This window comes from Limnothrix sp. PR1529 (assembly GCF_002742025.1).
GTDB lineage: Bacteria > Cyanobacteriota > Cyanobacteriia > CACIAM-69d > CACIAM-69d > CACIAM-69d.
Genome location: NZ_LIRO01000065.1, coordinates 1 through 25347 on the forward strand (window position 1 = coordinate 1; position 25347 = coordinate 25347).

Annotated in this window: 24 protein-coding genes and 1 pseudogene; 14 read left to right on the top strand and 11 right to left on the bottom strand. The window is 53.6% G+C overall.

Annotated features, from left to right (window positions below):
• Together AMR42_RS20845 and bchD are read right to left on the bottom strand one after the other, a co-directional pair.
• A partial coding sequence (locus AMR42_RS20845; protein ID WP_368670735.1) for a methyl-accepting chemotaxis protein occupies window positions 1-942 on the bottom strand: 942 nt, incomplete at its 3' end.
• 138 nt (window positions 943-1080) lie between these two features.
• Window positions 1081-2706, bottom strand: a pseudogene (bchD, locus tag AMR42_RS20850) (magnesium chelatase ATPase subunit D); the annotation flags it as partial.
• A 341-nt stretch (window positions 2707-3047) separates the two neighbouring features.
• On the opposite strand from bchD, the gene AMR42_RS10570 reads away from it, so the two are divergent.
• Together AMR42_RS10570 and AMR42_RS10575 are read left to right on the top strand one after the other, a co-directional pair.
• Window positions 3048-3506 (top strand): DUF29 domain-containing protein, encoded by a 459-nt coding sequence (locus AMR42_RS10570; RefSeq protein ID WP_099533448.1) that lies wholly within the window; start codon window positions 3048-3050, stop codon window positions 3504-3506.
• 11 nt (window positions 3507-3517) lie between these two features.
• The gene (locus tag AMR42_RS10575) at window positions 3518-4024 is read left to right on the top strand and encodes a DUF29 domain-containing protein (RefSeq protein WP_099533423.1); all 507 of its coding nucleotides are present in this window, start codon (window positions 3518-3520) and stop codon (window positions 4022-4024) included.
• 26 nt (window positions 4025-4050) lie between these two features.
• On the opposite strand, the gene AMR42_RS10580 is transcribed toward AMR42_RS10575, so the two are convergent.
• The 3 genes from AMR42_RS10580 to rsfS form a co-directional block, all read right to left on the bottom strand.
• Window positions 4051-5004: an asparaginase gene (locus AMR42_RS10580; protein ID WP_099533424.1), complete on the bottom strand. Its 954-nt coding sequence runs from the start codon at window positions 5002-5004 to the stop codon at window positions 4051-4053.
• A gap of 205 nt (window positions 5005-5209) precedes the next feature.
• Window positions 5210-5710, bottom strand: a complete 501-nt coding sequence (locus AMR42_RS10585; protein WP_099533425.1) for a CGLD27 family protein — start codon at window positions 5708-5710, stop codon at window positions 5210-5212.
• A gap of 72 nt (window positions 5711-5782) precedes the next feature.
• Window positions 5783-6358, bottom strand: coding sequence for a ribosome silencing factor (gene rsfS, locus AMR42_RS10590; protein ID WP_234406944.1), 576 nt, complete (start codon window positions 6356-6358; stop codon window positions 5783-5785).
• Between the two features lie 355 nt (window positions 6359-6713).
• Between rsfS and AMR42_RS10600 the strand changes: the two genes are divergently transcribed.
• The 3 genes from AMR42_RS10600 to AMR42_RS10610 all read left to right on the top strand — a co-directional run bounded on the left by AMR42_RS10600 (window position 6714) and on the right by AMR42_RS10610 (window position 8294).
• On the top strand, window positions 6714-7217 hold the full coding sequence (locus tag AMR42_RS10600; RefSeq protein WP_099533428.1) for a DNA-processing protein DprA: 504 nt from the start codon (window positions 6714-6716) through the stop codon (window positions 7215-7217).
• 38 nt (window positions 7218-7255) lie between these two features.
• On the top strand, window positions 7256-7669 hold the full coding sequence (locus AMR42_RS10605; RefSeq protein ID WP_190353627.1) for an MAPEG family protein: 414 nt from the start codon (window positions 7256-7258) through the stop codon (window positions 7667-7669).
• A gap of 133 nt (window positions 7670-7802) precedes the next feature.
• Entirely contained in the window at window positions 7803-8294 is a 492-nt protein-coding gene (locus AMR42_RS10610; RefSeq protein WP_099533429.1) for a YajQ family cyclic di-GMP-binding protein, read from the top strand.
• An 18-nt stretch (window positions 8295-8312) separates the two neighbouring features.
• Here the strand turns inward: AMR42_RS10610 and AMR42_RS20430 are convergent, their stop codons facing one another.
• Entirely contained in the window at window positions 8313-8468 is a 156-nt protein-coding gene (locus tag AMR42_RS20430; RefSeq protein ID WP_158234443.1) for a hypothetical protein, read from the bottom strand.
• Between the two features lie 113 nt (window positions 8469-8581).
• Between AMR42_RS20430 and AMR42_RS10620 the strand changes: the two genes are divergently transcribed.
• The 3 genes from AMR42_RS10620 to AMR42_RS10630 all read left to right on the top strand — a co-directional run bounded on the left by AMR42_RS10620 (window position 8582) and on the right by AMR42_RS10630 (window position 13404).
• Window positions 8582-9613, top strand: a complete 1032-nt coding sequence (locus AMR42_RS10620) for an AraC family transcriptional regulator (RefSeq protein ID WP_099533431.1) — start codon at window positions 8582-8584, stop codon at window positions 9611-9613.
• Window positions 9614-9710: 97 nt separating this feature from the next.
• A complete protein-coding gene (locus AMR42_RS10625; protein WP_099533432.1) occupies window positions 9711-12197 on the top strand; it encodes a TonB-dependent siderophore receptor in 2487 nt (828 codons plus the stop codon).
• A gap of 49 nt (window positions 12198-12246) precedes the next feature.
• Complete coding sequence (locus tag AMR42_RS10630; RefSeq protein ID WP_099533433.1) at window positions 12247-13404, top strand: PepSY domain-containing protein; 1158 nt, start codon at window positions 12247-12249, stop codon at window positions 13402-13404.
• A 205-nt stretch (window positions 13405-13609) separates the two neighbouring features.
• Here AMR42_RS10630 and AMR42_RS10635 read toward each other — a convergent pair whose 3' ends face one another.
• The 4 genes from AMR42_RS10635 to AMR42_RS21510 all read right to left on the bottom strand — a co-directional run bounded on the left by AMR42_RS10635 (window position 13610) and on the right by AMR42_RS21510 (window position 17808).
• Window positions 13610-14203, bottom strand: coding sequence for a hypothetical protein (locus AMR42_RS10635; protein ID WP_099533434.1), 594 nt, complete (start codon window positions 14201-14203; stop codon window positions 13610-13612).
• Window positions 14204-14225: 22 nt separating this feature from the next.
• Window positions 14226-15215, bottom strand: a complete 990-nt coding sequence (locus AMR42_RS10640; RefSeq protein ID WP_099533435.1) for an AAA family ATPase — start codon at window positions 15213-15215, stop codon at window positions 14226-14228.
• Window positions 15216-15218: 3 nt separating this feature from the next.
• Complete coding sequence (locus tag AMR42_RS10645; protein WP_099533436.1) at window positions 15219-15614, bottom strand: hypothetical protein; 396 nt, start codon at window positions 15612-15614, stop codon at window positions 15219-15221.
• Between the two features lie 496 nt (window positions 15615-16110).
• Window positions 16111-17808, bottom strand: a complete 1698-nt coding sequence (locus AMR42_RS21510; RefSeq protein WP_099533450.1) for a M14 family metallopeptidase — start codon at window positions 17806-17808, stop codon at window positions 16111-16113.
• Window positions 17809-18535: 727 nt separating this feature from the next.
• On the opposite strand from AMR42_RS21510, the gene AMR42_RS10660 reads away from it, so the two are divergent.
• The 6 genes from AMR42_RS10660 (at window position 18536) to AMR42_RS10685 (ending at window position 25175) form a co-directional block, all read left to right on the top strand.
• Entirely contained in the window at window positions 18536-21025 is a 2490-nt protein-coding gene (locus AMR42_RS10660) for an ATP-dependent Clp protease ATP-binding subunit (protein ID WP_099533438.1), read from the top strand.
• 80 nt (window positions 21026-21105) lie between these two features.
• Window positions 21106-22155, top strand: a complete 1050-nt coding sequence (locus tag AMR42_RS10665; RefSeq protein WP_099533439.1) for a hypothetical protein — start codon at window positions 21106-21108, stop codon at window positions 22153-22155.
• A gap of 35 nt (window positions 22156-22190) precedes the next feature.
• Window positions 22191-23492 carry a DNA (cytosine-5-)-methyltransferase gene (dcm, locus tag AMR42_RS10670; protein WP_099533440.1) on the top strand — a complete coding sequence of 434 codons (1302 nt, stop codon included), beginning with the start codon at window positions 22191-22193 and terminating at the stop codon, window positions 23490-23492.
• A 121-nt stretch (window positions 23493-23613) separates the two neighbouring features.
• A complete protein-coding gene (locus AMR42_RS10675; RefSeq protein WP_099533441.1) occupies window positions 23614-24375 on the top strand; it encodes a M50 family metallopeptidase in 762 nt (253 codons plus the stop codon).
• Between the two features lie 33 nt (window positions 24376-24408).
• A complete protein-coding gene (locus AMR42_RS10680; RefSeq protein WP_099533442.1) occupies window positions 24409-24675 on the top strand; it encodes a Uma2 family endonuclease in 267 nt (88 codons plus the stop codon).
• A gap of 14 nt (window positions 24676-24689) precedes the next feature.
• The gene (locus tag AMR42_RS10685; protein WP_099533443.1) at window positions 24690-25175 is read left to right on the top strand and encodes an ATP-binding protein; all 486 of its coding nucleotides are present in this window, start codon (window positions 24690-24692) and stop codon (window positions 25173-25175) included.
• Here the strand turns inward: AMR42_RS10685 and AMR42_RS20435 are convergent.
• Window positions 25172-25336, bottom strand: coding sequence for a hypothetical protein (locus AMR42_RS20435; RefSeq protein ID WP_158234444.1), 165 nt, complete (start codon window positions 25334-25336; stop codon window positions 25172-25174). The genes AMR42_RS10685 and AMR42_RS20435 overlap by 4 nt on opposite strands.
• Window positions 25337-25347 lie beyond the last annotated feature (11 nt).

The following is a 25347-nucleotide window of genomic DNA, read 5'->3' on the forward strand; positions in this document are numbered from 1 at the left end:
ATCCAACTGGCTGATACGCTTCACGATATCGCCGATCACGCCCACCACATCGCCGATGATATTCTGCATGGCACCGATTTCGGTCTGGATGCTCTCGGTCGCCTTGGCCGATTGCGCGGCCAGGTTCTTCACTCCCGAGGCCACCACCGCGAAGCCCTTGCCAGCCTCACCGGCGCGGGCCGATTCGATTGTGGCATTGAGCGCCAGCAGATTGGTCTGCGCGGCGATGGTGCCGATCAGCCCGGTGACATCATTGATGCGCACCGATGCCGCATTCAGCCCATCCACCAGGCTGCTCACGCGATCCGCCTGTTCCGCCGCACCGCGCGCGGTTTGCGCCACGGCGGTCACGCGGTTGGAGACTTCGGAAATCGCAACCGTGAGTTCCTCAGCCGCGGCCGAGACGGATTGGATGCCGTTATTGGCCTCCGTTCCCTCATGTGCAGCGGAACGTGCCTGGGCGAGGGTTGCATCCGTGACGGAGGCAACCTTGGTGCCTTCCTGCACCAGCATGGAGGTGCTTTCAGACAGCGTGCTGACCGATTGGCCAACCGCGCGATCCAGATCGCCCGCAATGCTTTGAATGGCAGCACGGCGGGCGGCTTCCATTTCCGCCCCACGTGTCGCTTCGGCGGCACGCAGCTTCTCAGCCTCGATCAGGCCTTCGCGGAAGACAGTGGCGGCACGCGCCATTTCCCCAACCTCATCCTGGCGTTCCGTACCCTGGAATTCCTTGGAAAGATCGCCCTTCGACATGTTTTCCATGCCAGAGGCCAGCGTCCCAAGCGGACGGGTAACACGGGCAACCACAACCCAGCCTGCAGCAACCAGCGCGGCGAGTGAGAAAAGCCCCAGCAGCGCGATGATCAGCGTTGCCTGAGTGACGGACGTCACTTCTTGCACAACCTTGTCATTCGTTTCGGCCACGATGGTGTCCATCATGCCGCCGATCGATTCCGTGAAGGGGTCAATTGCTTGATAGAGCCGTTCCTTGATCAGCTGTTCAAGCTGCGCGCTGTTCTTCGCGGCCGCGATGCGCACCAGTTCCTGGGTGACCTGTTCGGCCGGGGCGCGACGCTCACGCGCCTGGGCGAAGGATTCCTGCACGCTCGGCGGCAAATCAGCTTGTGTCAGCGCTGACCAGGCGCGGTTGATGTTCTTTACCGCATCGGCAAGGCTTGCCGCACCTTCTTCCCAGGTGAAATTGCCATTGCGGATCTTGTGGGACGCATCCACCACAAACACCACCAAGGCTCCGGCCTTGCGGGCCAGGCGCTTGGCCCGCACGTCGCTTTCTTCCACGAACACGCGGCGGCCCGTTTGACCAGCGGCGGCGGCTCGGGTGCGGCGGGCTTTTTGGTAGGGCGCGGCCGATCGCAGGGTGGCATCGACGGCAATCCGGCGCACGGGGCCGCGCGGCAACACAGGCTTGATGTAGCGCCCCCGATCGTCCGAGAAGATGATCGATCGACTGCCGGAGCTACCGCCCGATCGCTGGGCCGTGGTTTGGGCAAACAGCAGCACCGACGGATCCATCACCACCCCTTCCGGGTCGAACACGAATTCCTCGGGGATGGCGGGGGGCTCGTCCGGTTGATCCTCGTCTTCGTTTTCGTCTTGATCTTCGTTTTCGTTGTCGGTTTCGTCGTCCTGTTCCTGTTCCGCTTCCGGCTGTTGTTGCGGCGGCGGGGGCGGCGGCGGCTGTTGCTCGTCCGGCGGCGTTTCAATCACCGTCGCCCGGGGCACAATCACCAACTCCACCGCCACCCGCAGGTCATCGGCATTCACCGCCGTCCGCCCATCGAGGGCCGCATGAGCCTTAGCCACCCGCACGGCGAACAGTTCCGCTCGGTGGCCCTGTACCCGGCCGCGCACCGCCTCTTGCACCAAATATTCCACCTGCTCGCGGCTGATTGTGGCATCGCGCAACCACTCCCGCGCCAACAGGATTTGGGTTTTCAGACCGTCCAGTTCTTCGGCATATTGCCCCAGGAAGTCTTGGGGCGATCGGGCATAACCCACGGCCCGATCGACCACTTCCACCCGCTGATCCAAGCCCAAGGCTCCATCGGCAGACAGGGCGATCGCAATTCGATCGAGCAAATGCTCCCGCAGTGGCCCCTCTTCCGGGTTGTAGGTGGCGATCAACAGGGCTTGGCAGGGGTGAGCAAAGCTGATCCCTTCCCGCTCAATTTGGTTGCGCCCTTCCCCGATCGCCCCCAACAGCAGGTTGGCGATTTGGTCATCCAGCAAGTTCAGCTCATCGACATACATCACGCCCCGGTTCGCCTCCGCCAGCAAGCCGGGCTGAAACACCGTTTCGCCGCGCTTTACGGACTGGCCCACATCCACGGAACCCAGCAGCCGATCTTCGGTCACACCCAGGGGAATTTGCACAAAGGGCGCGGGAATCACTTTCCGGGGCACTTCGCCGGTAAATTGCAAGCCGTCTTCCCAGCGATCGGGCGCGTCCGGGTCGCAATTGCTGAGGGAGCCGTCCACCACCTCGATCGGGGGCAGCAGGGCATGGATCGCCCGGGCCATCACCGATTTGGCCGTGCCGCGCCGTCCCGCGATCGCCACGCCCCCCAGGCCCGGATCGATCGCCGCCAACAGCAAAGCCATCTTGATCGACTCTTGGCCGATCACCGCCGTCAGCGGAAAGGCGATCGGGTCTCGGGTTTGGAGCGGCACAGTAACGGACATGGCGGGCGAAAAAGGGAAATTCTTATGATTAGTCTTGATGCTTTTCAGGATATCAGCGCAACGGGACAGCCGGGCCACTTCGGGCGGTTGGGGCCGTAGTGGCGTGACAGTCCGAAAATTGCGGGTTCCGCCGGGAGCTTGGCTGTGACCAAATCATCAGGGAACAAGGGGCTTAAGCCCCTTGTTTAGCAGGGTGAAACGGTTTTTGGATAAGGATTTGGCGGGTTTGATGACCTTTCACAGACTGTGCCACCACGGTGCTGGATCTTGCACAATAGCAACAGCGACCCTGGGCAAAATTGCAGTTTCTCGATGGTCAAGGCGCTGAGGAGTTTGAGCTAATGACTTCCAAAACGATCGCCCCGATCACCTACGACAGCGACTATTACGGCTGGGTGCAACAACAGGCCGAACTGTTGCGATCGGGGCAGTTTGATCAATTGGATTTGGAGAATTTGTTAGAAGAGGTCGAAAGCTTGGGGCGATCGGAAAAGCGAGCCTTAACCAGTCAAATTATCCGGCTCTATTGGCATCTGCTGAAGTGGCAATACCAACCCCACAAGCGATCGAACTCTTGGGCATTTTCCATTGAAGATGCGCGGGATGAAATCTTGGAATTACTCGACGAAAATCCCAGCTTTCGGCGCGACTTAGCAGATTGGATCGTCAAGAGCTATGAGCAGGCCCGCAAAAAAGCCGCCCGGGAAACGGGATTACCGATCGATACGTTCCCGATCGAGCTGCCGTTTACTTGGGAAATAGCGATGACCCTGCCGATCGAATATGTTGCTCGGGATTAGGATGCCACCGCATGGAAACACAGACGACTATCGAGTCGATCGCCCCGATCACCTACGACAGCGATTATTACGGCTGGGTGCAACAACAGGCCGAATTGTTGCGATCGGGGCAGTTTGATCAATTGGATTTGGAGAATTTGTTAGAAGAGGTTGAAAGCTTGGGGCGATTGGAAAAGCGAGCCTTAGCCAGTCAAATTACCCGGCTCTATCTGCATTTACTGAAATGGCGGTTTCAACCCGATCACCGATCGAATTCTTGGGTGTTTAGCATTCGTTCCGCCCGCCGTGAAATTCAACAGTTACTCACCGAAAATCCGAGTTTGAAACCCTGGCTCCCCAGCGCGATCGAGCAGGCCTATCCCCAAGCCCGCGAGCAAGCTTTTGTGGAAACGCAATTACCCTTGAAGACGTTCCCGATCGAGCCGCCCTTTTCCTGGGAATTGGCGCTCACGATGTCGATCGAGTATGCCGATCAAGATGCCGATCAAGATACGGGTCAAGATCAGAAATTGAGTTGATTTTGGTCTGCTCAACCGATCGAAATCTAGGCGATTTTTAGCTCCCCGATCGCCTCCAACCGCTTAAAGGCATTGAGCTGCACATATTTTTCTTCCAGCGCTTCCGACACATCGGGCCCAATCCAGCCCAGTTGTTTCAGGATGTGGATCGCAGCGGCATATTTAGCCCGCTTGGCCCCGTCTGTCACCTTGATGGCAATGCCCAGCCGCTCACCCACGCGGCCCATACACTGCATCCCTTCGGCTCCCGCTTTGCTGACAATTTCGCCCCCCGTCAGCCGCATCAGATCCGTGTCAAAGCCACCATGGCCGGAAATCAGCTCCGGATAGCCGGTCATAGCCCGCACGATGCGTTCCAATTGCAGATTGTCGCCGGATGTGAGCTTGGCAAACAGGGTGGCCAACTCCTGAAGGGGCATCAGATAGGTGGGCGCGCCGCAATCGTCGCGGGCTACGACAAATTCTTGGGCAGGAATCCCGAGCAGCTCGCCAATGACACTGGAAACGGCTTGCTGGGCGGGGTGGGAATATTGCAGATAGTCCCCGATCGACCAATTGCCGTGACGACACATGGCCAACATCCCCGCATGTTTGCCAGAGCAGTTGTGTTGCAGTGCGCTGGATTTGCCTTGGGGAATGGGGCATTGGAGGGCGCTGGGTTCAATGCCGCAATGCCAAAGGATGTTGAACACTTGGCGGGCTTGGGCAATGTCTCCCTGATGGGAACTGCACATGATCGCCAGGTCGCGATTGCTGAGACCAAAGTGATCCAAGGTTCCAGAGGCAACCACGGCCAGGGCCTGGAAGGGTTTCAGAGCCGATCGCGCAAAGCTGGAGATGCCGGAATCGCCCGCCAACATCAACAAGCGCCCCCGATCATCGCAGGCCACTGCTTGCACCATGTGGGTGGACTCCACCAACCCTTCCCGCAGCAAGCGAATTTCAATATCGGCCGCGCGCGTTAATTTGCCCCGAGTCATAAAAACTGGTTTGAAACTTGTTTAGTTAGACATTAATTCCGCCAAAAACTGCGATTGTTCATCGCAATTTAAGATCAGCTTCGGCAATCAGCCCATTTTTTCGGTGTTTTCCATTCTTCAACGGATCTTGCGCGGATCGGGGCCTTGCGATCGAACTCGCTCGATCGCGCCCACCGTTCCCCATCCAGGTTAACCGAACCGGCCCCTAGACCAGGCCCCAAACGGCCGCCCCCGCCAGCAAGGTTCCTGCCAAAATCAGCACCAACCGCCGGAGCCGATCGAGCGTGGGCTTCACCTCATAGGAAACCACTAGCCGATCTTGGGCCAACATTTCCGGAGCCTTTTCCCAAACTTGGCCGTCATACCAGCCGGATTCTTCATAGATAATTTTTTCGCTGAACAGGCGACGGCCCACATAGCTCCAGGCCGAATAGATCCGCGCCAACACCAGCACCACGGGCAACACAGCCCCGCCACCGGCCCCCAACAGAAAGTGGGCCAGGTCTTTCTTGAGGGGGAAGCTGGCGGCGGCCACGGGCCCCGCCACCAACCAGCTCCAGGCCCAAATCCACAGCAGCTTGATCACCAACCCTCGGCCCGGCAAGGTGGGCCAAGACAACAGCCAGGCCTCCTTCAACTCGGAAAACTCGTTGAGGGGTTGTTGTTCTTCGGGAACGGGGCAAACCGAACGGGGCGATCGCGTCATAAACAAGGGATGAATCAGCTCTGTTGCGCCGCTCAGGCATGGATGATCAGCGGGGGGATCGAATCGAGATCCCTAGCCAGCCGTGTTGGATGATTCGGTGGCGGGCAGGGGTCGAAACTCCAGCCGCCTGCTGTGGCCCCAAAAGGCTTCTAAGTTGTAGTACTCGCGCTCCGTGGGCATCATCACATGCACCACCACATCGCCGTAGTCATGCAAAACCCAGCCGCCATCACCATAGCCAGCGGTGTTTTGGGGCCGGCGATCAAACTCGGTTTTCAGCTTCATCTCGATCGCGTCGGCAATGGCGCGAATTTGGGCCCGCGAAAACCCGGTCACAATCAAGAAATAGTCCGCCAGGTAGGAAACCTCCGTCACCTCCAGCAGCGCAATGTCTTCCCCTTTGCGATCATCCGCCGCGTTGGCCGCCGCGATCGCCACTTCATAGCTGGAACCACGCCCCAGTTGATAGACCGCCCCCTTGGCCACAGGCGGCGCAAACTCCACTACCGTCTCATCGTCCCCTTCGTCTTCAATGCCCTCAGCCGTCAACAGGGCCAGCTCTTGCGCGTTCAACTTCAAATCCGGATCACTCATCAAAATTACGTCGCCGCGATCGGCTGGCGAGGTGAGTTCTACACAATGGCGCAACGCAGGAACCCGAAACCAAAACGCTGATGAACGGTCGATCGATCAACCCAGCCTCCACCCCAAGCAAAACTTAAACGGTGGCAACAAACTGGGGCGATCGGGTCATGAAGATGAGAGCGCAGCCCTCCGGTTCACGGGTCACTGTTTTGAGTCACGCGCCATTGAACCTTCAGTCTAGCAAAAGCCGTTGTTCTGCGAATCGATCCCCTGAATTACCATCCCCAAAAGCATCCTTCCGCCAATCCTGGCCTGAATTTGCACCCGCCAGCTCACCTCATTTTTAAATTCTTGGGTCGCAACGCCAGCCTCCAAGTCTCTGTTAAAATGGCGGCGTTGTTATTGCCCCGTAGCACCCTTGAGTCCGTCTCTCGATCTTCCCAAGGTTGACGATTTTTTGCAGGAACTCGCTGCAATCCAGCAAACCGGCTCCAAGCGGATCGCCATCCTGGGTTCGCGCCACGTGCCGATTACGCATCAACAATTGATTGAAACCCTCAGCTATGCATTGGTGCTGGCCGGGAATCAAATTATTACTTCGGGTGCTACGGGAACCAACGCCGCCGCCATTCGCGGAGCCATGCGCGCCGATGCCAATTTGTTGACCGTGATTTTGCCCCAAAGTTTGGAGCGGCAACCACGCGAATCTCGCGATCAATTGGAATCGGTGATTCATTTGGTTGAAAAACCGGAAAATGACCAGCTTTCTTTGGCGGAAGCCAGCTCCCTGTGCAACCACGAAATTATTTCCCGTTGCCAGCAGTTAATTTGCTTTGCCTTCCATGACAGTGTGACCCTGCTGCAAACCTGCCGGGAAGCTGAAGAACAGCGCCGGGTGGTCACGCTGTTCTATTTCGACTAGTTGATTCGACTTCCTGAAATTCGACTAGGTGAAAACGCATGATTTTGGGTTTTAGCATTCCCACTTTGCTGCTGGGTTCAATTTTTGTGGCGAGCTTTTTGGTCTATTTCCCTTACTTGGCGGTGGCCTATGCCCGGTTCCAGGTGGGGATGGATTTAGGTGCGCCCCGGGCCATGTTCGATCGCCTGCCGGACTATGGTAAGCGAGCCACTTGGGCCCACCAAAACAGCATTGAAACCTTTGCTCCCTATGCCGCTGCGGCCCTGGCGGCCTATGCCACCGGGGTTAACACCCCTGCGGCCGGTTGGGCAGCGGTGGCCTTTGTGGGAGCGCGAGCGCTGTTTTCGGTGGCCTACTTGGCCAACATTCCTCCCCTGCGATCGCTGATGTTTGGCATTGGGCAAATTGCAATGATTTCGCTGTTTGTGCAAGCGCTCCAGCAAATTGCCTAGGGGGGCTGAATCCACGGCTGCATCAGTCACCATTGGCGAGTCTGGTTCATGGGAACTCGATCGCCCCTGGCTGAAGATTGATCACGAATTGGGCGATTCATTTTGTATTGGTTTGGATTGAAAAATTAGGGTTATGGCTGCGACGTTTTCCTTTGATGTGGTGAGTGAGTTCGATCGACAGGAGTTGGTCAACGCGATCGACCAATTGCAGCGAGATTTGAAATCCCGCTACGACCTGAAAGACACCAACACGATCGTTGAACTGGGCGAAACCGATCTCACGATCGAAACCGCCAGCGAAATGACCCTTGAAGCCGTCACGGCCGTTTTGCGCGAGAAAGCCGCCAAACGAAAACTAGACCTGAAAATCTTTGACTTTGGCGACATTGAATCCGCGAGCGGCAACCGTGTTCGCCAAAAGGTGAAGTTGCAAAAGGGCATTCCCCAAGACATCGCCAAGCAAATCAGCAAATTGATTCGCGATGAGTTCAAAAAAGCCCAAGCCCAAATTCAAGGCGACGCAGTGCGCGTTTCTGCCAAGTCCAAAGACGATCTGCAACTGGTGATCCAGCGCCTGAAGCAGGAAGATCTGCCCGTGGCGCTGCAATTCACTAACTATCGTTAGTCCCACCGGCTCCCCGATCTAGGAGCCGGCCCTGGCAACCCAAAACATCTTCAAGCACTTTGCCGTTTTGGCAAGGTGCTTCATTTTGGCAATGGGATACTGCCGCATAACCATGGCCAGATGCAGCGCGATCGCCCCGGTGGAATGGCCGAACTCGATCGTTGTCGCAGCCACAACGGGTTGGCAAATGTCCAGAGACCACGATGTTGCTGGCTTGCTCAAGGACAAATTCTAATGCAACAATTTCGCATTAATTAGAATCTGTCTGTTGAGCCAGCGCGATTGCCATGACCATCACCACTTCTGAACAAGCCGCCGTTGAGCTTTATCAAGAGACGGCTGCCCAAGCCCGACACCCAGACGCAACCGATCCGCACGATCGCCTATTGGTTTACCCTGCTTGGCTCTGGGACGGCTACATCCGAGAAGTGGAACTCCGGGAAGGCTTTGAAATCCAAGTCCATCACTACCGGCTGCGCGATCGCTGGGATGCGGCCCTGGCTGAGCGTGCCGAGTGGCTGTCGTTTCATTTCCACCTCTCCGGACAGCACCAAGACAGCTACACCGAAGTCCACAATCTGGAATATGCCCTCTACGGCAGTGGCCTGGCCCCCAAAGATTGGATCATCGGCACAGACCGGAACCCAATCCTAGAAGTCCATATTTGGCTGTCGCCGCAGGTGTTTCAGTCCTTTGCGGGTCAAGACGGGGAACTCCCTCCGGCCTTGCGCCACCTTGTGCGACCAGCCGACCAGCTCTACTACACCCGCGTGGGCAAAGTCTCCAGAGCCATGCAGCGGGTGCTGTGGCAAATTATTCGCTGTCCCTATCAGGGCATTACCAAGCGGATGTTTCTGGAGAGCAAGGCCCTGGAAGCGGTGATGCTGGTGCTGGCCGATGAGCTGAAAATCCAGCAGGAACAGCCATCAACCCATGAATCACCAAAGACTTGGGAGGGCGGTGCGGCGCTGGCAAACCTGAAGCCTGATGATATCGATCGCCTGCACCAGGCGCGATCGATCTTGCTGAAACACCTAGAGCAGCCCCCCTCATTGATGACTCTGGCGCAACAGGTGGGGCTGAACAGTCGGGCGTTAAAAGAAGGCTTTCGGCAGGTGTTTGGTCAGCCACCTTTTACCTATTTACATGACCATCGCCTAGAGCAAGCCAGACAGTTGCTCGAAACCGGTGAGCTAAAAGTGTCCGAAGTCGCGGCTGCTGTGGGCTTTGGCGATCGCAGCCACTTCGCCAAGCAGTTCAGAACCAAGTTCGGCATCAATCCCAAGCTCTATCAGGCCCAGCGCAAAAAGTTCTGCTAGCCCCCAAAAAAAGTACCGCGACTCACCAAAACGGCTTTGTTTTGCTGTTAGCCCTTGCTAGGCTCCTGAAAGTCTTTCTCAACTGCGGTGTGGGGTCATGGTGAATCGGTTGTCGGGTCTGGTTGTGGCGAGCGTGCTGTCCGTGGCGGGGCCGCAGGCCGTTTGGGCCGAAGACAACCCCATTCCTCGCGTCCAAGACCTTGGCCATCCTGCAACCAACCTACGGGAATGGCGAGCGCAAATTGAACGGGCCACCGTGCAAGTAACCGGTGTGCAACTGAACCGCACTGATACGGAACTTGAAATCGTCCTAGAAAGCGCCGAAGATCAGCCCCTGCAAATTGATGCGACTCAGTTCCGTACTGAGGGCAATAGCCTTGTTGCCGAGATTCCGAATGCCGTGCTGGCACTACCCGCAGGACAAGCTTTTGTGGCGGAGAACCCGATCGCCGACATTGCCACGGTGCAGGTGACGCAGCAAGACAGCAACACCATCCGGGTCAGCGTCACCGGAACCAACGCCCTGCCCACCACCGAAGTGACCCTGACCACCGCCGGCCTGGCCTATAGCCTCAACCCTGCCGGGGAGGAGCCAGACGAGGAACTCGTAGTCACCGGAGCAGGGCAACGGGGCTATCGCGTGCCAAACTCCTCCGCCGCAACGCGAACAGATACGCCCTTACGCGATATTCCCCAATCGATCCAAATCATTCCCCAAGAACTGCTGCAAGATCAACGGGCTGACGTGACCAGCGCCTTGCTGAATGCGCCCAGTGTGCGGGTTGGCTCGCCGTCTAACTTTGACGCGGTGCGGGCCCAGGTTCGAGGATTTTTCACCTCGCCCACCGTCGATGGCATAGTCGCGCGGGACTTTAACGGGGTCTCTGCCAATATTGGCCCTGACCTCACGGGGATTGAGCAAATTGAAGTGCTCCAAGGGCCCAACTCCATTTTGTTTGGCTCATCCTCGCCGGGAGGAACGATCAACTTTGTTACCAAGCGTCCTTTGAGCGATCCCTATTACTTCGTGGAAGCGAGTGCGGGCAGCTTCGATTTTTACCGGGGCGAAGTGGATCTGTCGGGCCCCCTCGATCGCGACAAAAACATTCTTTATCGACTGAATTCTTCCTATCGCGACCAAGAGCTTTTCACGGATTCCAGCCGAACCAGAAACTTCGTGATTGCGCCGGTTTTGAGTTTTGCCTTGGGTGAAGACACCACACTCAGCGTTGAAGGCACTTACAAGCATTTGTCCCGTGATAACGCCACCCACGGATTGCCGATTGTGGGCACAATTTTGGATAACCCCCTGGGGGATGTGCCGCGCAGCCGCAACCTGACGGAAAGTGATGCTGAAGTTCGACAAACCCGAATTGGCTACAAACTGGAGCATCAATTTAATGAAAATTGGTCATTAAATCATGCGTTTCGATATGGGTGGATGGAGTTTGACACCTTTGGCCGATTTCCGGGAGCGCTGGGTGCTGACAATCGAACTTTATCAACCAGCTTTTCTGACATTTCCGATCAGTATTTTGACTATCGGATGACTACGAATGTGGTAGGTAAGTTCGCGACCGGCTCCATTCAGCATCAATTATTATTTGGGGTTGATTTAGGGCGATCGGATATTGAGCTGAAGTTCACGGGGCTAGAAGGCCCGCCCATTGATTTGTTTGATCCCACCTTTGGGGCATCGCCTGGCGCGGTGACCTTTAGCAGTGAAGACAGCATTGTGACCGATGAGCTGGGGATTTTGCTGCAAGATCAAATCACCCTAGCAGATAACTTGAAGGTGCTGATCGGTGGTCGGTTTGACATGTTTAGACAGACTGGCGATTTCGGCAATCCCGATTTGGTTCAGACGGGCGAGGCATTTAGTCCTCGGCTAGGGATTGTTTATCAACCGATCGAACCGATTTCTCTGTATGCCAACTACAGTCGATCCTTTGAGCCAATTATTGGTCGTTCTCGCGACGACAGTACTTTTGAGCCTACCCGAGGAACCCAGTTTGAAATTGGGGTGAAAGCCGATTTAAGCGATCGGCTTTCGGCAACTTTGGCGTGGTACAACATCACCCAAAAAAATGTGCTGACCACCGATCCCATTGATGACAACTTCTCAGTGCAAACGGGAGAGCAGCGGAGTCGGGGTGTTGAACTCAGCGTGGCAGGGGAGATTTTGCCAGGGTGGAATATCTTTGCCAGCTATGCTTACAACGACGCAAGAATCACCGAGGACAATAACTCGGATCTGGTGAATAACCGTGTCCAACGCACTGCGCCCCATGCAGCAAGTTTGTGGACAACCTACGAAATTCAGGAAGGCGATTTTCAAGGGTTGGGATTTGGCGTGGGCTTGTTTTATGTGGGCGATCGCGCAGGTGACAATGCCAATACGTTTGAGTTGCCGAGCTACCTGACAACTGATGCCGCAATTTTTTATAAACGGAACGGATTCCGCGCGGCAATCAACATCAAAAACCTCTTTGATGTGGAGTATTTTGAAGGGTCTTTCAATCGCAATCGCATCTTTTATGGCGCACCATTGACCGTGCAAGCCAGTTTTTCTTGGACGTTTTAACCCAGCGATCGGCGATCGCCCAGTATTCATCAGCCGGGGTAAGCATGAAATGGAATCACCACAAAAGCCTTTACCAAAATCACTCACTCGCCTGCTTTCTGCCAAACTCAGGGCGGTTTCTTTCTTCATTCATCGCTGGCTAGGTTTGGCGATCGGGATTTTGTTGTGCATTGCGGGTTTGACTGGCAGCGTTCTCGTTTTTTGGCACGAAATTGATCATTGGGTGCTGGCTCAGCGGCTGGGAACCGTTGTGCCTGCCGGGGCAATAGTGCCCGTTGCTGCCATCATCGAATCGATCAAAACGGCCTATGGGAAAAAGCAATGGAACCTCAGCACGGTTGCGCCACCCCAATCAGCCGAGGAACCCTATCAGGCCTGGTTGGAAACCCCAGCGCATCACCATTGGCAGGTGTTTGTGCATCCCTACACGGGGCAAATTATGGGCGATCGGGAGTGGGAAACCAGTTGGGTTGGCCTAATTTATGACCTCCATTACAAACTGCTAGCGGGGGAAACAGGCACTCTCGTGATGGGCATTGTTGCGTTGCTGACACTGATCTTGAGCCTTACTGGCATTGTGTTGTGGCCGGGCTGGCGCAACTTCATGGCTGGATTCAAAATCAAGTGGAAAAACGCCCATATCAAACGAACCAACTTTGATATTCATAAAGTTTCAGGCATTATTACCGCAATCTTTTTGGGATTGATTGGGTTCACGGGGTTTGCCTGGAATGTGCCTCAAGCCAAGGTGAATGAGGCGATTTATGCTGTCACTTTCACACCCAAGCCAGCCGCGCCAGTTTCCAAGCCCATTCCAGGTCAGCAGCCTTTATCCATTGCTGAGTTGATCCAGCGAGCTGAAGCGGTGATTCCTGATGCGACGATGACCTATATCGTGCTCCCTAAAAAGCCAGATTCTCCATTGATCGTCAGCAAGCGGCAAACCCAAGAAAGCTCGCAATGGGGCAATACTAGAGTGGCGATCGATCAGTTTACCGGTGAGTTAATTCAACTGACTGATGGGCTGAAGCCGACTCGGGCGGAGGCGATTATGAGTCAATTTGATGCGGTTCACTTTGGGACTTTTGGCGGTCTGGCAACCCGAATTCTTTACGTTTTTGTTGGGTTGGCTCCCCTAGCGCTGTTAATCACAGGTTTCGTGATGTGGAAGCATCAGCGCAGAGTGCCCAAACCGGGCCATTCCTAAGTCAATGAAGTTATTAGTTGCACTACGGGTCTTGATTTGGAGGCGATCGCCCAACTCAAGACTCATGACCCGCTAAACCCCTAAAACTAAAATGTGCCAGGTGGTAAGGACTACTAGATCATTGGCTAGAAGCAATTTGTATCTCTAAGCCCTAATAGCCCCAACACTGTCCCTACCTAGGCATAGCGATAGCATCAACCAAAGATCAACTTGGTCTCTTGTGCTCGATGCTTATCCTGAGTTCTCTAAGATTTCGAGAGCAATATTCAAGCTTGACGAGAGAATCACCACTTAGCTCACGACTAGACACTTTTTGAGGAGCTACACTTTTTACATGTCCAAGGAAAGCAATAGCTTCGGCATCCTTCTTGGGGTCTCTTTCTATTTCTGGCCTATATCGATAATGAACTCTAACCTCAACAACTCCAAGAGCTTTCTTCAACTCATCAGTATGTTGAAGAATGACCGAATAGATACCAGAGATCTGATCTCTGATCGACTTTGAACGATCGATAGGGAATTGTTTACCAGCCTCCGTAGTAGCGAATACTTGATGTTGCCTCCAATCTATTTCTACTTTGATCTTACCTTCCAACTCTTCGTCAGAGTTAAGGTAGTAAAAGGTTATACATGCAAGAATCTGACGCTCAACTATACCCTTTTGGAGGGTTTCCAAAATGTCCCCATGCGCTCTGAGGTCACCCAGAAATCCTTCTGTTAATTCCCTAACAACTCCATGCAAGACCTCAAGACGGCTCCTTAAGAGAATTTCTGGTTTGGTTTTAATCTTAATGCTCATCAGATCTACTCCTAAAATGTCCTCAGAAATTCTGTCCAGACTGACCGGGTAAATAATAAGCTTGGTTATTTTTAGCTACATCAGGATACCGGATGTAATCTTTCCGCTGCACTGCTTTACGTTGAATGGCAAGAGTCCGTAAATGAGCCACGTCTATTCCTTGAGCAAAAGCACTTTTCGCGGCTTTTTCAACCTCGCCTATTTTCAGACTGCCACTGTTCCTGATAACCCTGGAGATAATGTCATTGAGATAGTCATTTTTGAGAGCGTCAAAAAAGGATACTGGTTCATCATGAAATTCATGAACCAATTGAGAGAGACGACTCAAGTCTTGTCTGCTTATACAGGAACCATACATATGCTTCACGATTTCCAGCTTTTGTTCATGCGTTGGAAACCACGTGAAGAAGTCCATGCGTCCGTGACGAGTCAAGGGATCGTATAGCGACGTGAAGTTGTTTCCAGTAACGATGATTGGAATGCGGCTCACTTTTTCTCTGCCGCACTTTGTCGGATCATCAGCAAGGTTCATCAGAAAACCTGTTAGAAGCTGGGAGTTAACAGTGTACTCACGCTCATCAAATGTAGATGCAACACTCAGATCAAAATCGTCAATTAGTATCACAACCAAACATTTTGTATTTCTGCTTACAGAATACGCATTGATGTAAGCTTCTGCAAGAATCTCCACAGCCTCTTTTTCATGAGAGCCACTCAAAAACGATCCAGAAATTGGATAGACATAGATGCCGCTTCTTGAACAAGTTTCTTTAACTTGTGCGCTCTTGCCATCGCCCTGAGATCCTTGTATCGCAAGAATTAGAGGGATGTTTACTCCGCAAGAATGTGCTACAAAGTTCTTCGCGATGTGTACCAGGACTCTTTCGCTAAATTCAGGAGGTAGAAAAAAATTAGGTCTTGGGCTGCCGTGGGGACAGATGCAAAGAGGAGAATCGCGTTGACTGTCTAAACTTTCACCATCACTACCATTGAAGAATAATCTTCTAACCATGTATCAACCCTCCTCTAATTCTTGGGATATTCCATCATCAAAATTCACATGATCACCTTCTTGATAATTCCGTTCAAGGGAAGCGATGAGTGAAGATGTATACTCTTCTTCCATAAACTGTTTGCCCATTAGGTTGTTGGGTGGGGGATCTTTTTGCTCAGGCAAGGACGGGGCAATACTCTTGTCCCATGGATTTTGAAGCTCATCTAATCTAGTAGAGGTCTGCTTTCTCTCCTTAGATAACTCACCGCTAGATTCCCTATCTTCTTTTCTCTCAAAGTTGACCGTCATCCCACGCAATGAGATTCGCAGTCCAAATATACGAATTCCCTTTCCAAAAATCGCAAGAAATACAACAGCTACGAGTGCAGCTATAGCAATAGCAAATAAGTACTCCATATATGCCTCGTACTAGTGATCGACACTCGTGAAGTTTGCGTTTTTGGCAGTTTAGTTATGTAACCCAACCCCTGGATATTTGTTGCTGCGTAAGTAGACTGAGAGTCCTGATTTTAAAGAGGATACCTTTACATTTTGAGCTGCAACGATATGACAACTCTCCTCGTTAGGGTGTTGTCAAGTAACTGAATTGTAACTTTGGTACAGAAGCATATACCACTACATCACTCACCGGTGAGGCATTGTCTTAATTTTAACCGTGGCTCACGAAGCGATTAGCTGTAGGGAGCCTTGACTAATTGACCTTCCATCAAAACCTAATCCCTGAAAACCTTGGAATTTCAAGTGAAATTTTCAATCGAATATGGGTCAGATTGCTAACCGCTTTACAAGGAAAACATAAACCTGCAATCCGAATCTTTAGGTTCGGGAGCAAATTCACTCCCACGTATTGTCTGCTTTCGATGGGGTTCTTGATTCTATCGTTGTTAAAGATTTACGAATTTGGCAAGACGATCGCCTGTTGTACCCAGCCCGCCCGATCGCCCCGAGCCGTTAGCTCCACCACCATTCCCGGCTCACCGCGCACCAGCCAGACCACCCGCGATCGATCGTCCGTCGGATCCATGTGGTCGTAATAGGGCGTAGTCGGTTGGTGCGATCGCCCCGCCAGATGACCCAAGCTCACTTCCGGTTGACCACTGATCAGCTCCGCGCCTGGCGGTAAGGCGATCGCCGCGCGGCAGGGTTGCACCGCCCCCTTTTCGATCGCCTTTTGCGTGCCATTGGTTGGCAGCCAGCCCGTGTTTTGCACCACCCATTCCACCTGAAACAGCCGATCGCCCAAGGATTGCGCCGTGGCCTTCACCGGTTCCAGACGCGGCGAAATCAGCAATTGCCAGAGCAGCCAGCGGGGAAACCGTTCAATTTCCCGCTCCAACAGGTGAGCCGGTGGGTTGCGCCAGGTACAGATTTGGTTCCAGCCGCCCAGCTCCACCTTGCCCAGTTGTGGATGCTCCCAGGCGTACCAATCCACATAGCCGCGCCCGTCCAGCACCTCATCGTTCCACTTCAGCAGCGCCAAATCTTCCTCGATCGGGTGGTCGTCCAGCCATTCCAGCAGTTTCGGTGTTTTCACCCCCGCCGCCTGGGGCAAGTTCCACAGCTCCACCGTCCAGGCAAATAGCCCCCGCTCCTCATAGCACCAATCGTCAAAGGCTCCGGTCATCACGTTTTTCGGATGGTCGCAGTAGCCCTCAAACACACTGGTGGCGGGATAGTCCGTCAGTTCTGTGCCCTTTTGCCCGATCGCCCGGTAATTCAGCCAGTCCGCTTGGGGCAGTTCCATATCGGTGGCGTGGCTGTAGGGACGCAACAACAGACCGCCAAAGGTGTGGAAGGCCACGGCGGCGTTCAGGTTGGGGTGATGGGCAATGAAGTCCGCGATCGCCCGCGTTTCCGGCTCCGAGGTGGGATAGTTGCCCGCGCCGGCCTGTTCCGGCTCCGGTCGCCACTGCATCGGGAAATTGCGGTTTAGATCCAACCCTTCGATCGGGCGTGGCGTGGCGATCGTCGCGCCGTCGTAGCGATCGATCCGTCCTTCCGGCAGCAGTCGATAGTAAGTGCCGCCGGTTTCGATCGGGTCGCGCCGCACCAACAATCGGGGATCGCGATCGGACACTTTCCAGGCCCCATTCGGATCGGGCACACGCATCCAAAGGATCCGCCCGTCCCCATCGATATCTTCCATTTGCAGTTCGCTGGGGCCGCCCGCCAACCGATCGCCCGGGTAGGGTCGAGTGCTCGATCGTACAAATTTGGGGCGATCGGCCAGGGCCAGCTCGGCTCCGTCGGGATTGACGCGAGGGCAAATATAAAACGTCCGCGAATCCAGACAGCGGGTAACGTCCGGATCGCTGCCATAGTGCTTTGTCAAAAAGTCGAGGAGATAGAGGCAGGCCGTGGAAGGCGCAAGTTCCGTGGCGTGGATATTGCCATCCACCCAGAGGGCTGGCTTGTGGCGATCGGGCCCCGTCTCGCGATTGGTGATGGTTAGTAACCAAATATCCCGGCCCTCGTAGCTGCGGCCAATCGATGCCAATTGGACAAGCTGCGGAAATGCGGCCGCGTAGCTCTGCAAAATCTCCGACAGTTCCGCATAGCGGTAGAGACGATCAAAAGAAACCTGACCCATGGGTGTTCTGTGTTCTTGGCCCAGCCCGACCAGAGGATGCATCGTGAATCACCATACCCGCCCATGCGGGGCTTGATCGGGATGCCGATTGACGTGAATTGACGTAAATCGATATGAAGACGTAAATCAAAAACGACTAACGCGAGATCTATGCCTGATCAAAACCCAATCAAAACCCAATCATGACCAAACCAAGGCTCATGCCGACGATTTGGGGCCGGTTGGGGGGAAATCAAACCCGGCCGGATTGTTCACCAACCAGGGCGATCGTGGCTCAGGAGGGGATGCCAGCCTTTGGATTCCAGCACTTTAACACCTCTATGAGGGGTCTTGCCCCCCATTGCCTCTACCCTTGTCGCAATTCCCGTACCCGCGCGATCGCGCCAGGCTATACAGAATCCTTTAGATTAGTTTTAAGGTTGTAAACATTTATTCACAGTTTCCCACCCCCTAGCTCAAAACATCGGTACTGATTTGGGGCTAAGGAGCCGCTGTGAGCCTGTTGCTAGCCCATTGTTGGGCTGTTGACTTGGTTGATGACGAATCCCCGGGATCTGTCCATGGATCCATTTATTTGGCTTATTTGGATCCCTTGGTCTGTTCATTTGGTCTGTTCATTTGGTCTGCTCACTGCAATCTGCCCATGATGACCTTTGGTGATTGCTCCGCCACCACGAGCCAACCCCGTCCAACTGCGTAATCTTGCCCTCTTGCCCCTCTCTGCACCATGTTTGAGTACTTTACCGATCGCGCCATCCAAGCCATCTTGCTCGCCCAGGAAGAATCTCGCCGCTTGGGCCACCGCCTTGTGGGCAGTGAGCAAATCCTGCTCGGTTTGTTGGGTGAACAGTCCAGCCCGGCGGCTCAGTTGTTGGCGGCAGCGGGGGTCACCCTGGAGGGGGCCCGGGCCCGGGTGGAAGCGCTGATTGGTCGCGGCGCGGGGATGGTTCCGGACGAAGTGCCTTTTACGCCCAAGGTGAAGGCCCTGTTTGAGGCGGCCTTGGCCGAAGCGCGTCAACAGGGCCAAAAGGTGGTGGCTCCGGAGCATTTGTTATTGGCGATTATTCGCGATCGGGACAACTCGGCGGTGAAGGTGCTGCGGAGTATGGATGTGGATCCCGATCAATTGCGGATCAACTTGATTCGGTTGCTGGGGGAAACGGCGGCGGTGGCCGCGGGCGATCGGGGCGAGTCCCGGCGAGAGTCCACGGGCGATCGCACCGACAGCGGCAACATTCTGGCCACCTACTGCACCAACCTGACCCAGGCGGCGATCGAGGACAAGCTCGATCCTGTGGTGGGGCGCGATCGGGAAATTGAGCGCGTGGTGCAAATCCTGGGTCGCCGCACCAAAAATAACCCGATCCTGATTGGTGAGCCGGGCGTGGGCAAAACCGCGATCGCCGAGGGCTTGGCCCAGCGGATTGCCCTGGCCGATGTGCCGGAAACCCTGCTGGATAAGCAAGTCTATTCCCTGGATATGGGGCGGTTGCTGGCGGGCACGCAATATCGCGGAGCCTTTGAAGAGCGGCTGAAGGAACTGGTCAGCGAAGTGCAGCGGGCCGGAAACGTGATTGTGTTCATTGATGAAGTTCACACCTTGCTGGGTGCGGGCGGTATGCAGGGCGGCCTGTCGGCGGGCAACCTGCTGAAGCCGGCCCTGGCACGCGGTCAGTTGCAATGCCTGGGCGCAACGACGCTGGATGAGTACCGCCAATATATTGAGCGGGATGCGGCCCTGGAGCGGCGATTCCAGCCGGTGAAGGTGGGTGAGCCGACCCCAGCCGAGGCGATCGAGATTTTGCGCGGCCTCCGCAGCACCTATGAAACCTTCCATAACGTGCTGATGACCGATGAGGCGATCGCGGCGGCTGTCACCTTGGCCGATCGCTACATTGCCGATCGGTTCCTGCCCGACAAGGCGATCGACCTGATCGACGAAGCCGGCTCCCGGGCCCGCGTCAGCGTTGGCAAAAAGCCCGCTCACATCCGCGATTTGGAGCAGCAACTGGCCCAAACCGTCGAGGAAAAAGAGCAAGCCGTGGAAAACCAAGATTTTGAAACGGCGGCCAAGCTGCGCGATCGGGAATTGGTGATCACGGAAGAACTGGCGATCGCCCGTCAAACCCCCGCCACCGATCGCCCCCGCCCGACGATTACCGCCGAAGACATCGCCGAAATCGTCAGCCTCTGGACAGGCGTACCGGTAACGCAGCTTTCGGAGGCGGAAGTGGGACAACTGCTGAACCTGGAAGCCAAGCTGCACGAGCGGCTGATTGGGCAAAACGAGGCGATCGAAGCGGTCTCGAAGGCCCTGCGCCGGGCCCGCTCCGGCCTGCGGAACCTGGAGCGCCCGATCGCCAGCTTCCTGTTCCTCGGCCCCACGGGTGTGGGCAAAACGGAACTAGCCAAAGCGTTGGCTAACTTCATGTTCGGCTCCGATGAGTCGATCATTCGGATCGACATGTCCGAATTCATGGAACCCCAATCCACCTCGAAGCTAATCGGCAGCCCGCCGGGATTCGTCGGCTACGGCGATGGCGGCCAGCTCACGGAAGCGGTGCGCCGCCGCCCCTACAGCCTGGTGCTGTTTGACGAGGTGGAAAAAGCCCACCCGGACGTGTTCAACCTGATGTTGCAGTTGCTCGATGAAGGGCGGCTGACGGACTCCCAAGGGCGGGTGGTCAGTTTCCGCAATTCGCTGATTGTGATGACCTCCAACCTGGGGGCCAAGGCGATCGCCAAGGGCGGTGCGAACCTGGGCTTTGGCCTCGCTAGCGACAGCGCCGAGGGTCGTTACCAAGCGATTCGAGATCGGGTCACCGATGAGCTGAAAAACTTCTTCCGCCCCGAGTTCCTGAACCGACTAGACGAAGTGGTGGTGTTCCGCCCCTTGGAAAAATCGGAAGTGCGGCAAATTGTCGATCTGTTGGTGGTACAAGTGGCCGATCGGCTGGTGGAGCAAGACATTCGCCTGACCGCGAGCGATCGCTTCAAGGACAAGGTAGCCGATGAGGGCTTCGACAGTAGCTTGGGGGCCCGCCCGCTGCGCCGCAAGGTGACGCAACTGCTGGAAGATGCCCTGGCAGAAGCGATTCTGTCGGGTCGGATCAAGGGAGGCGATCGGGTGTTGGTGGATGTCGCCGACAACGGCGAAACCCTGCTCGATATCCAATCCCAGGCGATCGACCTGCGCTTACCGGCGAGCGTGAGCTAGGATTAGCCAGCAACGGCATGGGGCGATAAGCTTTTGCCCTTCTCCTCATGCCGTTGCAGTGTCTAAGTTAGCAACTCTTGATGGGAGCAATGTCCTCAAAGCACAGAACCCTAGCAGACCTACAAGCTGAAGCAATTCTCCACTGGCCAACGGAGTTGCTTCAACTAGCAGGTCATAAAAGCACACTTCCAATTCTTTTAAAAACTCAAGACGCTTTCATCTCGTTGCTGAAAGTTTGTGACAGCCACCCAGAAGCTTGGATTGGCGGACTCGAACAGAGCCGTCTTCTATCAGGCTCCTTATTTCTAAAACATTTGATGGTTGCTAGTGATTTAGGAGGAGAAGCACTAAATAAGCTGCCCCCTTTATCTCGGTATTTTCCCAACGGAGTTTTAAAATTTGAGTGGCAGGGACAAATTCAAGAATACTCATTTAAAAAAATTCAAACAAAATGCTCATTGAGTAATTCAGCTTTAAGTGTTGATGCTCAAAGCCTTCTCACCAAAGATAAGTCTGATCGAAAAATAACAGATATTATGCAAGATGTAGCCATGTTGCTACTATTTAGCTCGTCTGCAGTTTGCGATACCTTACCAGGCGATATTAAAGAAAAATGTATTCTCGGATCTTTACTCGGTAAATGTCAAGATTTAGATAATTTTGCAAAAGAAAACTATCTTCGAGTGAGTCGTCAAGTTGCTGGTGCAACTTCTAATGATCTTGGACATCTGGCTCAAGATTATGTCTTGAACCATCTTAAAGCTTTGCTTCCATCCAATTGGGAGCTACACAAAGATTCGTCTCTACCACGGGTCTCGCACACTCAAGATCAACGAGAAACGAACTTCGATATTGTTGTTCAGTCTCCTCAAAATCGATATTGTGGCATTGAAGTTAGTTTTCAAGTCACGACTAATAGCGTTATTGAAAGAAAAGCCCGAGATTCATCTTCTCTTTTGGCAAGTGCTCACAGTGAAAATCATAAAATCTGTTATGTCATTGACGGGGTTGGCAATATCGAAATTCGTAAGAGTGCTATTAATATTCTTCTGGAAAACAGTGATTTCATTTCTACTATGTCACCAGAGAGCATTCAGAAGCTAGCCGAATTCTTAGTCAAAAATCTTTAAAATATTCGAAATCTAGATTACTTAAGAGAACAAGCATGATCAAGTTTGTTGATTTGTTTGCAGGCATTGGCGGGATGAGGAAAGGGCTAGAGCTAGCTCTTGCACAACACGGACTGCAAGAAGATTGTGTTTTCTCCAGCGAAATTGATGAAAAAGCCAAGCAAACTTATCAACTTAATTTTGGTGAAGAGCCTTATGGGGATATTAGAACTATTGATCACTTACCAGTCCATGACATTCTCTTAGCAGGTTTTCCTTGCCAGTCTTTTTCCTATGCTGGCAAGCAGAAAGGTTTTGCTGACACCAGAGGTACACTCTTTTTTGAAATCGAAAGACTGCTTTCTAATTCAGAGAAGAAGCCCAAAGTTCTTTTATTAGAAAATGTTAGAGGATTCACAACCCATGATTCCGGCAGAACTTATAAAACTGTCATCGAAAGATTAGAAGCATTGGGATATTGCACTAAAACTTTATTGCTAAATAGCTCAAATTTTGGTGTTCCACAAAATCGAGTAAGAGTTTACATTGTTGGTGTTTTAGATCATGAACCCAAGTTAACCCTACAATCGAATGTGGGAACTCCAGATTCTCATCAATTTAAAAAAACATTTTCTCAAATTGATTTATTTCTTAATCAATCACAATACTGTTGTGTTCGAGATATTTTAGAGCGCAACCCCGATCCACGATATCAATGCTCAGAAACATTCACGGAGCAATTACGTCTTGCTCTCAATGGCAAACCTTTAGAAACTCTGCATGGTTTTCGTTTGATTGATTATCGAGGTGGTAACTCAATTCATTCCTGGGATTTGGGTCTCAAGGGAAATTGCTCCCTTGAAGAGAGAGATTTAATGAATGCCATTATTGAAAATCGCCGCAAAAAGCATTTTGGTACACATCAAGATGGAAAAGCTCTAACGTTAGAACAAATTAAAACCTTCTGGAATCAGCCAAATCTCGAAAACCTTTTGCAGAACTTAGTGAGCAAAGGTTATTTGCGATTCATTGACAATAAGTACAATCCCAAATGCGGCAACATGTCGTTTGAGGTATTTAAGTTTCTAGATCCTGATAGCATCTCTATTACACTCACTGCTAGCGATTCTCATCGTCTAGGTGTTGTACAGAACGGAATTCCAAGGCGAATTACCCCAAGGGAATGTGCAAGACTTCAGGGTTTTCCTGATGACTTTCAGTTGCATACTGATGATATAGCGACCTATCATCAACTAGGAAATTCTGTATCTGTGCCAGTCATTAAAGCAATTTTTGAAGATTTATTTAGATCGTCCACTGCTTTACATCATTCAGAAGTTCTATTAGTTTCTCGCTAAACTCATTGGCCATCTAGATTCTTGAAAAATTCTACTGTTGACTGCGATGAGTGACATTCCCATAACGTTAGGATTAGCTTGATCACAGCAATGGCTCAACGATTTTTGCTCCCCCCAGCCTATGTCGGATCCTAAACGCCCCATCCCGAATCATGATGCTGGTTTGCCCTGGGTGCGATCGCCCCAACACCTGTGGCTGATCGGAGCGGCAATCTCGACGGTGATCCTGTGGCAACTGCCGTGGGGTCACCAAATTTTGTACCCCTTTTCGATTCTGGCGACTTGGTTCCACGAAATGGGTCATGGGGTTGCTGCGATGCTGCTGGGCGGGCGGTTTGAGACGCTGTTACTCCATCCCAGTGGCAGCGGCGTGGCTCAACACAGCGGCCAGCTTTGGTTGGGGCCGATCGGGCGGGCCTTGGTGTCGGCTGGTGGGCCCTTGGGTGCGCCTTTGGCTGGCTACGGGCTGTTGCGCCTTTCCCAAAAGCGCTTGCCTCGGGTGCAGTTGGGGCTGTTTTTGTTGGGTTGTGCGCTGTTGCTGTCGGTGTTGTTGTGGGTGCGCACGTTGTTTGGGGTGTTGGCGATCGGGGCTTTGGGCGTTGCGATCGCGTTGATTCCGCTCTATGGATCCCCTTGGGTGCAATATTTTGCACTGCAATTTCTGAGTGTGCAGGCTTGCCTCAGTACCTTTTCCCGGCTGGACTATTTGTTCACTGAAAACTGCACAATTCAGGGTGTGGCGATGGTCTCGGATACGGGACAAATGGCCAAGCAGCTTTGGTTGCCCTATTGGTTTTGGGGAGCGCTGTTGGCGGCGATTTCGCTTTATTGTTTGGGGTCAGGTCTTTGGCGCTTGGTGCGATCGCATCCCGATGGGTTTTGAGGTTGATTAAAGGGCGATCGCCGTCGGCTCGGAATGGTGTTCAACTCTAGCAGTGGCTTTATTTTGCCGAACAGTGACCTGACCGCTCCAGATGTGTCCTATGTTTCTCGGGCCAGAATGCCCCGCAGGGTTCGATATTTTGCGGAGGTTGTGCCCAACTTGGTGGTGGAAATTAAATCCCAGAGCGATCGGGTGGTGAAGTTGCGCGAAAAACTCACCATGTATTTAGAGCAGGGCGCTGAGGTGGCCCTGCTGGTGGATCCCGATCGGGAAATCGTGGAACTTTATCGGCTTTTGTAGATAGCAACTAACCCATGCAACCCCAAGGCATATTGATCTTTTTTTGTGGAAAGATGGGGGCGGGAAAATCCACCCAATCACGCCAAATTGCCCAAACGTTAAACGCAATTTTGATTTCAGAAGATGACTGGCTCAGTCAGCTTTATCCCCAGGAAATCCAAGGATTGGCAGACTATATCCAGTATTCTCGCCGCTTGAAAGGCTTACTTAAACAGCACTTGGCAACGTTGCTGAAGGCGGGACTCTCAGTCGTGATGGACTTTCCCGCTAATACAAAAACCCAGCGGGCTTGGTTCCAAGAGCTGATCCGCGAGCATGATTTGGCTTATCGGTTCATCTATTTGGATGTGGACGATCGAACCTGTCTAGACCGCATTGCCCAGCGCCGCCAAGAACAACCCGATCGCGCCCAATTTGACACGGAGGCGATGTTTCACGAAGTCACGCGCTTCTTTGAGCCGCCCACGGCTGAGGAGGGCTTGGTCATCGAGGTGATTTAACCGGTTGCCGCCGATCGCTCGGCCCGGTCAGGCAGCGCGATCGCCCCCAGGCCAGCGGCAACGCCGAAGCCACATCGGGGCAAGACGGGATAAGAAGTAGTAGGATTACGGTGTAAATTTGCCCCCTCTGGGCGATCGCCCGCTTCTTGCCCGGCCGGCAAGCCATCACCGA

Bases quoted from the DNA above. Each gene is read 5' to 3' on its own strand.
- AMR42_RS10570 (WP_099533448.1), top strand. From the start codon at position 3,048: ATGACTTCCAAAACGATCGCCCCGATCACCTACGACAGCGACTATTAC.
- AMR42_RS10575 (WP_099533423.1), top strand. From the start codon at position 3,518: ATGGAAACACAGACGACTATCGAGTCGATCGCCCCGATCACCTACGAC.
- AMR42_RS10580 (WP_099533424.1), bottom strand. From the start codon at position 5,004: ATGACTCGGGGCAAATTAACGCGCGCGGCCGATATTGAAATTCGCTTG.
- AMR42_RS10585 (WP_099533425.1), bottom strand. From the start codon at position 5,710: ATGACGCGATCGCCCCGTTCGGTTTGCCCCGTTCCCGAAGAACAACAA.
- AMR42_RS10605 (WP_190353627.1), top strand. From the start codon at position 7,256: ATGATTTTGGGTTTTAGCATTCCCACTTTGCTGCTGGGTTCAATTTTT.
- AMR42_RS10610 (WP_099533429.1), top strand. From the start codon at position 7,803: ATGGCTGCGACGTTTTCCTTTGATGTGGTGAGTGAGTTCGATCGACAG.
- AMR42_RS10620 (WP_099533431.1), top strand. From the start codon at position 8,582: ATGACCATCACCACTTCTGAACAAGCCGCCGTTGAGCTTTATCAAGAG.
- AMR42_RS10625 (WP_099533432.1), top strand. From the start codon at position 9,711: ATGGTGAATCGGTTGTCGGGTCTGGTTGTGGCGAGCGTGCTGTCCGTG.
- AMR42_RS10630 (WP_099533433.1), top strand. From the start codon at position 12,247: ATGGAATCACCACAAAAGCCTTTACCAAAATCACTCACTCGCCTGCTT.
- AMR42_RS10635 (WP_099533434.1), bottom strand. From the start codon at position 14,203: ATGAGCATTAAGATTAAAACCAAACCAGAAATTCTCTTAAGGAGCCGT.
- AMR42_RS10640 (WP_099533435.1), bottom strand. From the start codon at position 15,215: ATGGTTAGAAGATTATTCTTCAATGGTAGTGATGGTGAAAGTTTAGAC.
- AMR42_RS10645 (WP_099533436.1), bottom strand. From the start codon at position 15,614: ATGGAGTACTTATTTGCTATTGCTATAGCTGCACTCGTAGCTGTTGTA.
- AMR42_RS21510 (WP_099533450.1), bottom strand. From the start codon at position 17,808: ATGGGTCAGGTTTCTTTTGATCGTCTCTACCGCTATGCGGAACTGTCG.
- AMR42_RS10660 (WP_099533438.1), top strand. From the start codon at position 18,536: ATGTTTGAGTACTTTACCGATCGCGCCATCCAAGCCATCTTGCTCGCC.
- AMR42_RS10665 (WP_099533439.1), top strand. From the start codon at position 21,106: ATGGGAGCAATGTCCTCAAAGCACAGAACCCTAGCAGACCTACAAGCT.
- dcm (WP_099533440.1), top strand. From the start codon at position 22,191: ATGATCAAGTTTGTTGATTTGTTTGCAGGCATTGGCGGGATGAGGAAA.
- AMR42_RS10675 (WP_099533441.1), top strand. From the start codon at position 23,614: ATGTCGGATCCTAAACGCCCCATCCCGAATCATGATGCTGGTTTGCCC.
- AMR42_RS10680 (WP_099533442.1), top strand. From the start codon at position 24,409: ATGGTGTTCAACTCTAGCAGTGGCTTTATTTTGCCGAACAGTGACCTG.
- AMR42_RS10685 (WP_099533443.1), top strand. From the start codon at position 24,690: ATGCAACCCCAAGGCATATTGATCTTTTTTTGTGGAAAGATGGGGGCG.